The sequence below is a fragment of the Microbacterium testaceum StLB037 genome, assembly GCF_008763945.1.
Lineage (GTDB): Bacteria > Actinomycetota > Actinomycetes > Actinomycetales > Microbacteriaceae > Microbacterium > Microbacterium testaceum_G.
Window position 1 is genome coordinate 92,226 of sequence record NZ_VTQH01000003.1, and the last position, 12,944, is coordinate 105,169.

A 12,944-nucleotide genomic window follows, 5' to 3' on the forward strand; every position below is an offset into this window, starting at 1 on the left:
ACACCGTTTTCCGACTCTAACGCGCGCCCCTTCCGGTCGCACTCAGGCTTGCCAGGCTCGGGCTCGCCCCCCCTTCGGTTCGCGCGAGACCCCCCGGATCGCGAGAGTGGTTCGTAAACTGACTCGCATGACGGATGCCACGACCTCGCTGCCCCCGATCGCGATCCTCGGAGCAGGTTCCATGGGCGGGGCGATCCTGCACGGCCTCGTGGCCGCCGGGCTCACCAGGGGAGGGGTGACGGCGACCAACCGCTCCATCGCGAAGGCCGCCGAGCTCGCCGACCTCGACGGGGTGACCAGCGTCGCCCTCGAGGCGAACCCGGCGGGCAATACCGACGCCGTCTCCGCCGCCGACATCGTGCTGGTGGGCGTCAAGCCCGCGATGGTCCCCGACCTGCTCGACGAGATCGCCCCGCACCTGCGTCCGGGGACGATCGTGGTGAGCCTCGCGGCCGGCGTCACCCTCGACACTTTCGCCGCACACCTCGGCGACGGTGTCGCCACACTGCGTTCCATGCCCAACACCCCCTCGCTCGTCGGGAAGGGCGTCACGGGTCTCGCGGCCGGCCCCGCCGCCTCCGCCGCCGACGTCGCCGTGGTGCGGGCGCTCTTCGAGACCGTCGGCTCGGTACTCGAAGTCCCCGAATCGCAGATCGATGCGCTGTCGACGATCTCCGGATCCGGCCCCGCCTACGTCTTCCTCCTGGTCGAGGAGTTCACCAAGGCCGCGGTGCGGATGGGCTTCCACGACGATCAGGCGCGCCTGCTGGCAGAGCAGACCTTCATCGGGGCGACCGCGCTCATGGCATCCGCCGATGTCGATCCCGCCGAGCTCCGCCGCCGTGTCACCAGCCCGAAGGGCACGACCGAGCGCGCCGTGGCCGTCCTGCAGGACGCCCGCCTCGACGACACCTTCACCACCGCCGCCGAAGCCGCCCTGGCGCGGGCCAAGGAACTGGCCGCGGGGAGCTGACGATGCGCCTGCGGTTCACCGGGACGATCTGGTACTGGCGCGGCCCCGCGCCGTTCCACTTCGTCTCGGTGCCCGCAGCCGAGGCGGCGATGATCGCCGAGGTCGCCCCCGTCGTGACCTACGGGTGGGGCATGATCCCGGCATCCGTCACGATCGGCCGAACGAGCGTCACCACCTCGCTCTGGCCGAAAGACGGCGGCTACGTCGTGCCGGTGAAGAAGGCGCTTCAGGATGCCGAGGGCCTCGGTGTCGACGACGAGGTCGAGGTGACGCTCGACATCGACGCGTGAGCGTCCCGCCGAGAGTCAGCGGTCGAGCGACGCGAAGCGCTCGATGTCGGAGTTCGTCCCCGACACGATGATGAGGTCGTGGTTGGTGACGACCGTGTTGGCCTCGGCGTACCGGAACGGCCGGCCCGGACTCTTCACGCCCACCACGGTGACGTTGTACTTCGACCGCACTCCGGACTCGTTCAGGCCGACGCCGCGCACGAGCTTGGGCGGATACATCTTGGCGAGCACGAAGTCGTCGTCGAACCGGATGAAGTCGAGCATGCGACCGCTGACGAGGTGCGCGACGCGCTCGCCGGCCTCGGCCTCGGGGTAGATCACGTGGTTGGCGCCGACGCGCGCGAGGATCTTGCCGTGCGACTGCGAGACGGCTTTCGCCCAGATCTGCGGAACCTTGAGGTCGACGAGGTTCGCGGTGATGAGCACCGACGCCTCGATGAGGGAGCCGACGGCGACGACCGCCACCTGGAAGTCCTGGGCGCCGATCTGTCGCAGGGCGTCGATGTTGCGGGCGTCGGCCTGGACCGCGTGCGTCACGCGCTCCGACCACTTCTGCACGAGCTCGAGGTTGCCGTCGACGGCCAGCACCTCGCGGTCGAGGCGGTCGAGTTCACCGGCGCAGGCGGCGCCGAAGCGGCCGAGCCCGATCACGAGGACGGGCGCGTCACTGCGGATGCGTTCAACCAACGATGGGCCTTTCCACGGGGAGCGCGTACAGCTGCGACCGGGAGGACGCAGCTACTGCCGCAGCGAGTGTCACTGTACCAATGCGCCCCATGAACATCGTGGCCGCCATCACGTACTTCGCGGCCTCGGGGAGCTCGGCGGTGAGACCGGTCGACAGTCCCACCGTGGCGAATGCCGAGACGACGTCGAAGAGCACGTACTCGATCGGCGCATCGGTGATGCGGCTGATGGTGACGGTCGAGATCGCGACGATCGTGGCGCCCCACGCGACGACGGAGAGCGCGACGCGCTGCACATCGCTGGGGATGCGGCGACCGAAGGCCTGCACCGAGGGGCGTCCCTTCGCCTCGGAGAAGACGGCGAGGGCGAGCACGGCGAGGGTCGTGACCTTGATGCCGCCGGCGGTCGACGCCGACCCCCCGCCCACGAACATCAGCATCGAGCCCACGATCAGGGTGGCGCCGTTGAGGTCGCCGATGTTGATCACGCTGAAACCACCGGAGCGCGTCATGGCCGACAGGAAGAAGGCCTGGAACGTGGTGTCCCACGCATCCATGCTGCCGAATGTGAGGGGGTTGTCGTATTCCAGAAGCAGAATGACCCCCGCCCCGGCGATGAAGAGGACGACGGTCGTGATGATGGTGAGCTTCGCGTGCAGCGACCACAAACGGAACCGCCAGTAGTGACGCCAGAGGGTGAAGATGACGGGGAAGCCGATCGAACCGAGGAACACTCCGGCCATCAGCACGGTGAGCAGGTAGTAGTCCTGTGCGAAGGGCGTGAGGCCGTCGGCGTTGGGGACGAAACCGGTGTTCGTGAACGCCATCGCCGCGTAGTACGGCGCCTCCCACAGCGCTACGAACGGATTGATGCCGCCGATGATCAGCGACGGGTAGATGAGGACCGTCAGGCCCGCCTCGATGACGAGGGTCGATAGGGCGACCGTGCGCAGCAGCTGACCGACCTCGCCGAGGCGGACCGTCTGCCCCTCGTTCACCGGGCCGCCGTGCACGCGCAGGGGGTTGCTGTCGCCCGCCGCGATGAGCTTGGCGCGCAAGCCGAGGCGCTTCGAGATGACCAGGCCGAGGATCGAGGCGAGCGTGAGCACGCCGAGCGCTCCGACGTTCACGCCGATGAAGGTCACGACACGGCCGAAGGGGGAGAAGTCCGAGTACATGTTCAGCGTGGCCAGGCCCGTGACGCAGATCGTCGACACGGCGGTGAACAGCGCGTCGGCGAAGGCGATGCGCTCACCCGTGGCCGAGGCGGCCGGCAGGGAGAAGAGCGCGGTGAACAGGGCGATGAGCGTCACGAAGACCAGGACCGCGAAACGCGCCGGCGACGCCGTGGTGAGATTGCGCAGTCCATCCCATGCCTCGTAGGCGATGCGACGCAGTCGCACGGCCAGTCGAGCCTCGTTCGGCGTCGCCGCCATGCGCCGCTCCCTTCGGTGCCCGAACCCGAATCATGGTACTCGGGCCGGGGCGCCGCTAATCTGATGCCATGGCGGACATCTTCGACGTGATCGCTGACGGAACGCGTCGCGACATCCTTCAGCTTCTTCTCGACCGGGCGACCGGCGGTGAACGGGGGACGAGCGTCTCGCAGATCGTCGCCGCCCTCGGTGTGAGCCAGCCAACCGTCTCCAAGCACCTCAAGGTGCTGCGCGAGGCCGAGCTCGTCTCGGTCCGCGAGGAGGGGCAGCACCGGTATTACAGCCTCGCGGTCGCCCCGCTCGACGAGGTGGACGACTGGCTCGTCCCCTTCTTCTCGATCGACGAGGAGCACGAACCGGCCCTCCCCGACTCGGCGGTGCATGCCGCCGAGGTGGTGGGCCGCGCCGCCGCATCGGTCAAGCACTCCTTTTCGACGGCGTTCCGCAAACTCCCGGGACGATGAGGCCGACGGATGCCGCGGAATTCCGGCATCCGTGGATCACATCCGTCACAGCAGGCCCACAGGTTTACAGCGATCCCGCTCAGACCCTAGAGTGTGCTCAGCATCGAGAGGGTGAGTTCACCCAGGACGAAGGGTGAACGATGGGCGAGCTGCAAGAGGTGCGGTTCCTGACGGTCGCCGAGGTCGCCGAACTCATGCGCGTGTCAAAGATGACGGTCTACCGTCTCGTGCACTCCGGCGAGCTTCCGGCGGTGCGTTTCGGGCGAAGCTACCGGGTGCCGGAATCGGCGGTGGCCGAAGCCGTGCAACGACCGGTGTCCGACGTCGGCTAGACTGGTCCGAGGCTTTTTTCCAACGCCTGCTGTTCCCGGGGGCCGACATCGGCACCCAGACCCCGACTTAGTGAGGTTTTCCGTGGGTTCTGTCATCAAGAAGCGCCGTAAGCGCATGGCGAAGAAGAAGCACCGCAAGCTGCTTCGCAAGACTCGTCACCAGCGCCGCAACAAGAAGTAAAGCGGCCACCACACCGAGCGCCTGTCCGATTCGTGACGGGCGCTTCGTGTATCCGGTGCCGCCCGTCTCCTCGGAGGAAGCATGCAGTCCATCTCGGTCCACGATCTGCACGCGGGGCGCGAGCGTCCCCTGATCGACGTGCGCGAAGAGCACGAGTTCGCGGCAGGGCACGTCCCGGGCGCGGTGAATCTCCCCATGTCGACGATCGGCGAGCACCTCGACGAGCTGCCCGGCGAGCCCTTCGACGTGATCTGCCAGGCGGGCGGCCGCTCGGCGCGCGTCGTCGAAGCGCTCTCCGCCCGCGGCCACGACGCCACCAACGTCGAGGGCGGCACGGGCGAGTGGATCGCCTCGGGCTACGACGTCGAGTCCTGACCCGCCCCTCGACACGCGCGCCGCGCGCCGGCTCCTGCCCGTCTCCGGCCTCATAGGATGGGGAGGGTGACGACCCTCACGCTGATCGGGAAGCCCGACTGCCACCTCTGCGACGTGGCGGAGCAGATCGTGGAAACGGTCGTCGGCGAGCTCCCCGGAGCGGTCGCCGATCGCGTCACCATCGAGCAGGCGTCGATCGCCGACGACGCCGCCCTCTACGAGAAGTGGTGGGAGAAGATCCCCGTCGTCCTCATCGATGGAGAGTTGCACGCCCACTGGCGCGTGTCGGCCGACCGTCTTCGCGCCGCCCTCGTCGCGGCAGACACCCAAGGAGCCTCTGCGTGAGCATCCGGCACATCGTCCTGTGGAAGCTCTCGGCCGACGACGCCGACACGCGCGCCCTGCACGCGGAGCAGATCGCCGAGCGCCTCACGGCCCTCGACGCGGTGATCGACGAGATCCAGCACATCGAGGTGGGACGCAACGTCGTCAACCCGCAGTCCAACTGGGACGTCGCGCTGGTGAGCGAGTTCGCCGACGTCGACGCGCTCGAGCGCTACCAGGTGCACCCCGCCCACCAGGAGGTGGCGGCATTCGTCCGCTCCGTCGTGGCGGAGCGCTCCTCGGTCGACTACCCGTTCTGAGGCCGGGTTCCGCCCGCTCCGTCAGTCGATGGGGCGTACCGTAGCGGGCACGACGGCGAGTGCGAGGCGCACCGCGTCCCGGTCTCCGAGGCGCTGGTCCGGGGTGTGCTCCACGACGACGCGACTGCCGTCGCTCGTGAGCACCGTCGAGCGGCGGACGCTGCCGAGGAAGATCGAGTCCTCGACGACTCCGTCCACGCCGGGCGAGTCGGGTCCGACCAGGAGCACGTTCTCGGGACGGACCACGACCTCGCAGTGGCCGTCGTGCGCCGCCTCCGCGAGGGGAAGTTCCTGCCCCCACACCTCGACGGTGTGTCCCTCGACGATCCCGGGCACGGCGCTCACCGGTCCCAGAACCTCGGCGACCGCCGCGTCCGAGACGCGGGCGTAGACCTCGTCGGGGCAGCCCGCCGCGACGATGCGCCCCTGATCCATCACGACGAGGTGGTCAGCGACGGCCGCGGCCTCCGCGGTGTCGCGCGTGGCCCAGAGGGTCGTCACGCCCCGCTCCCGGAGCTCGCGGACGAGACGGTCGCGGGTCTCGGCGCGCGCGGTGGTGTGCAGGGCCGCGAGCGCATCATCGAGGACCAGGGCTCGCGGCTGTGCGGCGAGGGCGCGGGCGAGGGCCCAGCGCTGCCGGTCGCCGTGCGAGAGTCGGTGCACGCTCTTGTCCCCGGCGCCCAGACCGACCAGGTCGAGCAATCGGTCGGTCTCGGCCCCGGGGCTGTCGCACCCGGCCTGCCGCGCCGCCGCGAGAACCGCTGCGCGGACGCGACCGAACCGTGCCACCGGTGTCCGAACCAGGACGGCGGGAATGCGGGGTGCCGCGGCGCCCGAGCGTCCCTCCACGATCACGCTGCCGGCGTCCACCCGTTCGGCCCCGCTCGCCACGCGCAGCAGCGTCGACGCCCCGCAGCCCGAGGGGCCGACGAGGGCCACGATGGTGCCGGGTGCGACGTCGAGATCGATGTCGCGCAGGATCGGGGCGCCGGCGCGCTCGCGGTTCACCCCGCGCAGGGCGAGGGACCAGCCCGGGCGCGGCGCCTGCCCGACGGGTGAGGCATCCACGGGGGTGACGGCGACCATTCGCCCACCCTAGGCAGGGCGCGTGACATGCGAACGCCCGGGGGGTGAACCCCGGGCGTCGCTCACTCGAACCTTTTACGGGGCGAGACGGGTGGGACCGCGGAAGAGGAAGGTCACCTCGCGGATCGAGGACTCGCCGAGCATCAGCATGAGGATGCGCGCGAGGCCCATGCCGAACCCGCCGTGCGGCGGGGCACCGAAGCGGAAGAAGTCGAGGTAGAAGTCGAGGTGCTCGGGGTCGAGACCCTTTTCCTTCGCCTGCTCGATCAGGACGTCGACACGGTGCTCGCGCTGGGCACCCGTGGTGATCTCGACGCCGTTGAAGAGCAGGTCGTACGACTTGGTCAGCCCGGTCTGCTCATCACGCATGTGGTAGAAGGCGCGGATCTCGGGGTGGTAGTCGGTGATGAAGACGAAGGGGTGGCCGAAGGCCTCGCGCACGTGCGCGGCGATCTGGCGCTCGCCCTCGGGGTCGAGGTCGCCGTCGGTGCGCGGGATGTCGTATCCGCGGGCGGCGACGATCTCGCGGGCCTCAGCGAGGGGGATGCGCGGGAACGGAACCGCGGGCACCTCGACCTCGACGCCGAACAGCTCGCGGATCTCGTCACCGTGCTTGTCGGCCACCGCCTGGAACGCCGTGTGCAGGAGCTCCTCCTGCATGCGGGCGACGTCCTCGTGCGAGTCGATCCAGCTGATCTCGGCGTCGATGGAGGTGAACTCCGTCGCGTGGCGGCTCGTGAAGGAGGGGTCGGCGCGGAAGGCGGGCGCGATCTCGAAGATCTTGCCGAAGCCGGCGACCTGTGCCATCTGCTTGAAGAACTGCGGGCTCTGCGCGAGGTAGGCCGTCTTGTCCTCGAAGTAGGGCACCTCGAACAGCTCGGCGTTGGACTCGGAGGGGGAGGCCATCAGTTTGGGCGAGTGCACCTCGATGTAGTCGCGCTCGATCCAGTAGGTGCGCATGGCGTGCTCGAGGGTCGTCTGCACGCGGAAGATGAGGTTGTTGCGACGCTGACGCAGGTCGATGAAGCGCCAGTCCATGCGCTTGTCGGGGCTGCTGTCGGCGGCGATCGGGGTCTCGGGGTTCGCGGCGGCCGCGATCTCGAGCTCGGCGACCTTGATCTCGACGCCGCCGAGCTTCACGCGCTCGTCGTGCTTGAGCTCGCCGCGGACGGTCAGGAACGTGCCGGTGGCGAGGGCGCCGATCGTCTCGGTCAGGGCGAGGGCCGCGGCATCCTGCTCGATCTCCTCCGAGGGACGCGTGGCAGGGTTGACCAGCTGCACGGCGCCGGTCTCGTCGCGGAGGACGACGAACTGCACCTTCTTCTGGTCGCGCACGGTTTCGACCCATCCCGACACCTCGACGGGGCCGGCGGGGAGGGATTTCAGCTGGTTGACCAGGACGCGTTCGCTCACGATCGACCAGTCTACGTGCGCGGTCGGCGCGAATCCGGGCGCGAACCTACGATGGGGGCGTGACCTTCTCGATGCCGCCCGGGTCGTTCCGGACGCTCCGGCCCGAACCGGCGGCGCGCCCGGTGCGCGGGTGGGACGTGGCGCTCACGATCGTGCTGCTCGTCCTGCTTCCCCTTCTGGCGCTCGCCGCGTCCTACGCGGGGGTGCTCCTCGCCTACGCGTCCGACGCGTGCGGGTCGGTGGCGTGCAACACGGATCTGATGAACATCGGCTTCTGGAGCGCGGTCATCTCGCCGTGGGGCATCCTGCTCATCGGCGTGACCGTCGCGATCGTCCGCCTGGTGCGTCACCGCCTGGCGTTCTGGGTGCCGCTGGTGACCATGGTGGCCATCGTGGCGGCGTGGTTCGTCGCCGCAGCCCTCGTGGGCGCCGGGGTCTCGGCATCCTGATCCGCTTGGGGGCAACCCCCAGGTGAGGCGGGGGATCGCGATCTAATCTGAAAGAGGCCTCCACTCCGGACGGCCGATCACCGAGCGCGAAGGCACCCGATGACCGCCATATCCCTGTCCCCGGCCCCGTTGCGGGCGACCTCCGGCTCCGGGGAGGGTCAGTCCTGGCTGACGTCGCTCGCGGACTGGACCGTCTCGCTCATGGAGGTCATCGGCCCCATCGGTGCGGGCGTCGCGATCGCCCTCGAGAACCTCTTCCCCCCGCTTCCGAGCGAGGTCGTGCTCCCGATGGCGGGGCTGACGGCGAGCCGCGGCTCGTTCACGCTGTTCGAGGCGCTGCTGTGGACGACGATCGGCTCGGTCGTCGGCGCGTTGATGCTCTACGGCCTCGGACGCTGGCTCGGGGCGGCGCGACTTCGCGCCTTCGCTACGAAGATGCCCCTGCTGCACCCCGAGGACGTCGACCGCACGATCGCGTGGTTCGAGCGGCACGGGGGCAAGGCGGTGTTCTTCGGGCGGATGATCCCGATCTTCCGAAGCCTGATCTCGATCCCCGCCGGGGTGTCGAAGATGCCCCTGTGGCGCTTCACCCTGCTCACGGGCGCGGGCAGCCTGATCTGGAACACGATCTTCGTGCTCTCGGGATTCCTGCTCGGCGAGAACTGGCACATCGTCGAGGAGTACGCCTCGATCCTGCAGTACGTCGTCATCGCCGCGGTCGCCATCGGCGTCGCCTGGTTCCTGTACTCACGCGTGCGTTCGCTGCTCGCCTCCAAGCGCGCCGGCGATCGCGACGAGGCGGAGCCCGCGCACCGCGACGCCTGAGAGCGGTTCCGCCGGTTATCTCCACGTCGAGGCAACCGGCATCCGGACTCAGTCAGACCACAGAACCCGCCCGTAGACTGGCATCGTGCCCGCCGACCGCCTTCATCTCGTGCGCCACGGAGAGGTTCACAACCCCCGTCGCGTGCTCTATGGTCGGCTCCCCGGATTCGGACTGAGCGTGGACGGGCGCCGCATGGCGCGTCAGGCGGCGGAGTACGTGAAGGGCCTCGAGCGTCCTGTCGCAGCCCTCGTGGTCTCGCCCCTGCAGCGCACCCGCGAGTCAGCGGAGCCGTTCACGGAGCTCTTCGGCGCCGAGCCGTACATCGACGACCGGGTCATCGAGCCGACCAACGTCTTCGAGGGTCGACGCATGAAGCAGGCTCTCGCGAACCCGCTGAACTGGCGGCACTTGAGCCGCCCGGCCGTGCCGAGCTGGGGCGAGCCCTATGAGCGGATCGTCGCGCGCATGACCGCCGCGATGACCGACGCGTGGGACCGTGTGCCCTCCGGCGACGTGGTCGTCGTCTCTCACCAACTCCCCATCTGGGTGACGCACCTCGCGCTCTCCCACCAGCCCACCCGCCACGACCCCCGCAAGCGCCGATGCGCGCTGTCGAGCGTGACGAGCTTCGAGCGGCGAGACGGCGCCGACGGCGCGTCGCGCTGGGTCGAGGTGGCGTACGCCGAGCCGGCGAGCACCGCCGGAGCCGTCGATGTAGGAGCCGTCTGATGCGCAGAATCCTCACCGCCGCGGGGTCGATCGCCGCTGCGGCCGCCCTCGTCGTCGGCCTGTCCGCGTGTACGGCCGACCCCCTCGCCGACCAGTACCGCGCGGGCGACAACAAGGGCTACATCGCCGCCAACGGGTTCCAGACCAACGAGATCGCGCCCGAGAGCCGGAAGGACCCCGTCGAGTTCACGGGCACGCTCGACAACGGCTCCGCGGTGTCGAGCGCCGACTTCGCCGGCAAGGTGCTCGTGGTCAACTTCTGGTACGCCACGTGCGGGCCGTGCATCATCGAGGCCCCGCGCCTCGAGCAGGCCTACCAGAGCTTCGAGGGACAGGACGTCGCCTTCCTCGGCATCAACACCTACGACCAGCCCGCCACGGCGCTGTCGTTCGCGCGCGACCACGGGGTGTCGTACTCCAGCGCCATGGCCGTGGGAGACGCGCAGCTCAAGCTCGCGTTCACCGACGCCGCGCCGCTGAACGCCACCCCCACGACCCTCGTGCTCGACAAGCAGGGTCGCGTCGCGGCCCGCATCGTCGGCGAGCTGCCCGAGGCCTCGATCCTCGAGTCGATCGTGCGCACGCTGGTCGCGGAGAACGCGTGAATCCGGGCGCCCTCGTCTTCGACGGGGCGCTGTGGATCGCCGTTCCCATCGCCCTGGCCGCCGGCCTCATCTCGTTCCTCTCGCCCTGCGTACTGCCGCTCGTGCCGGGATACCTCGGCTACATCGGCGGTGCCGTCGCTCCCCGCGGGGGCTCGGCATCCGCTTCGGGAAAGGGGCGTCTGCTCGGTGGGACCCTGCTGTTCATCGCGGGCTTCACCCTCGTCTTCATGGGGGTCAACGTCGTCGGCGGAGCGCTCGGCCGCTTCTTCGTCCAGTACGCCGACCTGATCACGCGCGTCATGGGCGTCGTCATCATCCTCATGGGTCTCGTGTTCATCGGGCTCTTCGGCCTCGCTCAGCGCTCCGTGCGGATGCAGTCGCGCGGCAACCTCGGCCTCATCGGCGCCCCTCTGCTCGGCATCGCCCTCGGCATCGGCTGGACTCCCTGCATCGGCCCCACGCTGACCGCGATCATCTCGGTGTCGTACAACCTGGGAGACCCCGGCCGGGCCGCGCTCCTGGGCCTGGCGTATTCGCTGGGTCTCGGCATCCCGTTCCTGCTCCTCGCCCTGGGCTTCGGGTGGGCGACGAAGTCGGTGGCGTTCGTGCGCAAGCACATCCGCGTCGTGAACCTCGTCGGCGGGGCGCTCCTGATCGGGCTCGGCCTGCTCATGGTGACCGGGTTCTGGGGGCAGTGGATGTCGACCCTGCAGGGGGTGATCGGCAATGTCCAGCTCCCGCTCTGATCGTTCCGACCGAGGTGACACCGTGACCGACCCGCTGCGCCCCTCCGACCACGCCGACTCCCTCCCCGCCGGGTCGGGCGACGACGTCACGCAGCCGCGTCTGGGAGTGATCGGGTGGCTGCGCTGGGGCTGGCGTCAGCTGACCTCGATGCGCACGGCGCTGGTGCTCCTGCTGCTGCTCGCGATCGCGGCCGTCCCCGGCTCGCTCGTGCCGCAGCGCACCGCCGACCCCAACGGTGTCACGCAGTACTTCACCGACAACCCCGACCTCGCGCCGGTGCTCGACAAGCTGAGCCTGTTCGACGTGTACAGCTCGCCGTGGTTCTCAGCGATCTACCTCCTGCTGTTCGTCTCGCTCATCGGCTGCGTGCTGCCGCGCACCAAGCACCACTGGAAGGCTCTGCGCTCGCAGCCTCCCCGGACCCCCGCCCGGCTGTCGCGGCTCGACGGTCACCGCACCCGCACGATCGAGGTCGAGCAGGACGCGGATGCCGTGGCGGCGGCCGCGATCGACAGCGCCGCCGCGCAACTGCGCAAGAGCGGCTACCGCGTGGCCCGGTACGACGCGCGCGGCAGTTTCTCGGTGTCGGCGGAGCGCGGCTATCTGCGCGAGACCGGCAACCTGCTCTTCCACGGCGCGCTCGTGGGCGTGCTGATCGCCGTGGGCGTGGGCGGGGGCTTCACGTACACCGGCCAGCGCGTGCTCGTCGAGGGCCAGGCGTTCAGCAACAGTCTGCTGGACTACTCCTCGTTCAACCCGGGGCGCTTCGTCGGCGGCGACACCCTGACGCCCTACTCGATGACCCTCGACAAATTCGACGTCACGTACGTGCCGCCCGGGCAACCGGGTTCGGGACAGGCCGGCGACTTCGTCGCGCACGTGACGACCCAGACGCCCGGGGGCGAAGCTCAGGACGGCGAGGTGCGGGTCAATCACCCCCTCGACGTGCAGGGCGACCGCGTCTATCTGCTGGGCAACGGCTATGCCCCGACCGTCACGATCCGAGACGCCCAGGGCAACGAGGTGTTCCACGACTCGGTGGCCTTCCTGCCTCAGGATGCCAACATGACCTCGCTCGGCGTCATCAAGGTCGCCGACGGACTGCCGCAGCAGCTCGGATTGCTCGGGTTCTTCTACCCGACGATGGACGTGCTGCCCTCGGGCGCTCTCACCTCGACGTACGGGGCGCTCGAGTACCCGACCCTCACGCTGCGCGTGTACGAGGGCGACCTCGGTATCGACGACGGAACGCCTCGGTCGGTCTACACGCTCGATCCCTCGGGCATGACCCAGATCGCGGGCGGCGACAGCGGCACCCCCGCCATCCAACTGATGCCGGGTCAGACCGAGGACCTGCCCAACGGGCTCGGCACGATCACGTTCGAGAACGAGGCGCCGGCCGGCGCCACGGGCTACGAGCAGTCGGTCAAGCGCTTCGCGTCGCTGTCGATCCACCGCGACCTCGCCGGTCCCTGGGTGCTCGGCTTCGCACTGCTGGCCCTCTTCGGTCTGCTCGCGGCCCTGTTCGTCCCGCGCCGGCGCATGTGGGTCAAGGCGACCCCTCGCGAAGGCGTCGTCGAGATCGAGTACGCCGGTCTCGCCCGCGGCGAGGACCCGACGCTGGCCGCGGCCGTCGTCCAGCTCGCCGACAAGCACGGCGCGACCCTCCCCGCCCAGAGCCACCCCGACACCGGAAAAGTAGACTGAG

Annotated in this window: 18 protein-coding genes; 14 read left to right on the top strand and 4 right to left on the bottom strand. The window is 69.5% G+C overall.

Annotation, left to right across the window (positions count from 1 at the left end; genetic code table 11):
• The first annotated feature begins 127 nt into the window (after positions 1-127).
• Together proC and F9B98_RS12720 are read left to right on the top strand one after the other, a co-directional pair.
• On the top strand, positions 128-973 hold the full coding sequence (proC, locus tag F9B98_RS12715) for a pyrroline-5-carboxylate reductase (protein WP_150958041.1): 846 nt from the start codon (positions 128-130) through the stop codon (positions 971-973).
• A gap of 2 nt (positions 974-975) precedes the next feature.
• Positions 976-1,263: a DUF1905 domain-containing protein gene (locus F9B98_RS12720; protein ID WP_150958043.1), complete on the top strand. Its 288-nt coding sequence runs from the start codon at positions 976-978 to the stop codon at positions 1,261-1,263.
• Between the two features lie 15 nt (positions 1,264-1,278).
• Here F9B98_RS12720 and F9B98_RS12725 read toward each other — a convergent pair whose 3' ends face one another.
• Both F9B98_RS12725 and F9B98_RS12730 read right to left on the bottom strand, forming a co-directional pair.
• Entirely contained in the window at positions 1,279-1,950 is a 672-nt protein-coding gene (locus F9B98_RS12725) for a potassium channel family protein (protein ID WP_056224009.1), read from the bottom strand.
• Entirely contained in the window at positions 1,943-3,385 is a 1,443-nt protein-coding gene (locus tag F9B98_RS12730; protein ID WP_150958045.1) for a TrkH family potassium uptake protein, read from the bottom strand. The genes F9B98_RS12725 and F9B98_RS12730 overlap by 8 nt, the downstream gene beginning before the upstream one ends.
• Before the next feature lie 68 nt (positions 3,386-3,453).
• Between F9B98_RS12730 and F9B98_RS12735 the strand changes: the two genes are divergently transcribed.
• From F9B98_RS12735 to F9B98_RS12760, 6 genes are all read left to right on the top strand, one after another.
• Positions 3,454-3,849 (top strand): ArsR/SmtB family transcription factor, encoded by a 396-nt coding sequence (locus F9B98_RS12735; RefSeq protein ID WP_150958047.1) that lies wholly within the window; start codon positions 3,454-3,456, stop codon positions 3,847-3,849.
• Positions 3,850-3,989: 140 nt separating this feature from the next.
• The gene (locus tag F9B98_RS12740; RefSeq protein WP_150958049.1) at positions 3,990-4,181 is read left to right on the top strand and encodes a helix-turn-helix domain-containing protein; all 192 of its coding nucleotides are present in this window, start codon (positions 3,990-3,992) and stop codon (positions 4,179-4,181) included.
• A gap of 82 nt (positions 4,182-4,263) precedes the next feature.
• Positions 4,264-4,362: a 30S ribosomal protein bS22 gene (locus tag F9B98_RS12745; protein ID WP_003792170.1), complete on the top strand. Its 99-nt coding sequence runs from the start codon at positions 4,264-4,266 to the stop codon at positions 4,360-4,362.
• An 81-nt stretch (positions 4,363-4,443) separates the two neighbouring features.
• Positions 4,444-4,737: a rhodanese-like domain-containing protein gene (locus tag F9B98_RS12750; protein WP_150958051.1), complete on the top strand. Its 294-nt coding sequence runs from the start codon at positions 4,444-4,446 to the stop codon at positions 4,735-4,737.
• A gap of 66 nt (positions 4,738-4,803) precedes the next feature.
• Positions 4,804-5,082 carry a glutaredoxin family protein gene (locus F9B98_RS12755; RefSeq protein ID WP_150958053.1) on the top strand — a complete coding sequence of 93 codons (279 nt, stop codon included), beginning with the start codon at positions 4,804-4,806 and terminating at the stop codon, positions 5,080-5,082.
• The gene (locus F9B98_RS12760; RefSeq protein ID WP_150958055.1) at positions 5,079-5,381 is read left to right on the top strand and encodes a Dabb family protein; all 303 of its coding nucleotides are present in this window, start codon (positions 5,079-5,081) and stop codon (positions 5,379-5,381) included. Before F9B98_RS12755 ends, F9B98_RS12760 begins: the two co-directional genes overlap by 4 nt.
• A 21-nt stretch (positions 5,382-5,402) precedes the next feature.
• On the opposite strand, the gene F9B98_RS12765 is transcribed toward F9B98_RS12760, so the two are convergent.
• On the bottom strand, positions 5,403-6,467 hold the full coding sequence (locus F9B98_RS12765) for an ATP-binding cassette domain-containing protein (protein ID WP_150958057.1): 1,065 nt from the start codon (positions 6,465-6,467) through the stop codon (positions 5,403-5,405).
• Positions 6,468-6,542: 75 nt separating this feature from the next.
• Entirely contained in the window at positions 6,543-7,880 is a 1,338-nt protein-coding gene (gene aspS / locus F9B98_RS12770; RefSeq protein WP_150958059.1) for an aspartate--tRNA(Asn) ligase, read from the bottom strand.
• A gap of 59 nt (positions 7,881-7,939) precedes the next feature.
• Here aspS and F9B98_RS12775 point away from each other — a divergent pair, with 59 nt between their 5' ends.
• The 6 genes from F9B98_RS12775 to F9B98_RS12800 all read left to right on the top strand — a co-directional run bounded on the left by F9B98_RS12775 (position 7,940) and on the right by F9B98_RS12800 (position 12,943).
• Positions 7,940-8,329 carry a hypothetical protein gene (locus tag F9B98_RS12775; RefSeq protein ID WP_150958061.1) on the top strand — a complete coding sequence of 130 codons (390 nt, stop codon included), beginning with the start codon at positions 7,940-7,942 and terminating at the stop codon, positions 8,327-8,329.
• Positions 8,330-8,428: 99 nt separating this feature from the next.
• Positions 8,429-9,154 carry a DedA family protein gene (locus tag F9B98_RS12780; protein WP_191966833.1) on the top strand — a complete coding sequence of 242 codons (726 nt, stop codon included), beginning with the start codon at positions 8,429-8,431 and terminating at the stop codon, positions 9,152-9,154.
• Positions 9,155-9,239: 85 nt separating this feature from the next.
• Positions 9,240-9,884: a histidine phosphatase family protein gene (locus tag F9B98_RS12785; protein ID WP_150958063.1), complete on the top strand. Its 645-nt coding sequence runs from the start codon at positions 9,240-9,242 to the stop codon at positions 9,882-9,884.
• On the top strand, positions 9,884-10,489 hold the full coding sequence (locus F9B98_RS12790; RefSeq protein WP_150958064.1) for a TlpA family protein disulfide reductase: 606 nt from the start codon (positions 9,884-9,886) through the stop codon (positions 10,487-10,489). Before F9B98_RS12785 ends, F9B98_RS12790 begins: the two co-directional genes overlap by 1 nt.
• A complete protein-coding gene (locus F9B98_RS12795) occupies positions 10,486-11,235 on the top strand; it encodes a cytochrome c biogenesis CcdA family protein (protein WP_150958066.1) in 750 nt (249 codons plus the stop codon). The genes F9B98_RS12790 and F9B98_RS12795 overlap by 4 nt, the downstream gene beginning before the upstream one ends.
• Positions 11,216-12,943, top strand: coding sequence for a cytochrome c biogenesis protein ResB (locus F9B98_RS12800; protein ID WP_150958068.1), 1,728 nt, complete (start codon positions 11,216-11,218; stop codon positions 12,941-12,943). The genes F9B98_RS12795 and F9B98_RS12800 overlap by 20 nt, the downstream gene beginning before the upstream one ends.
• Position 12,944 lies beyond the last annotated feature (1 nt).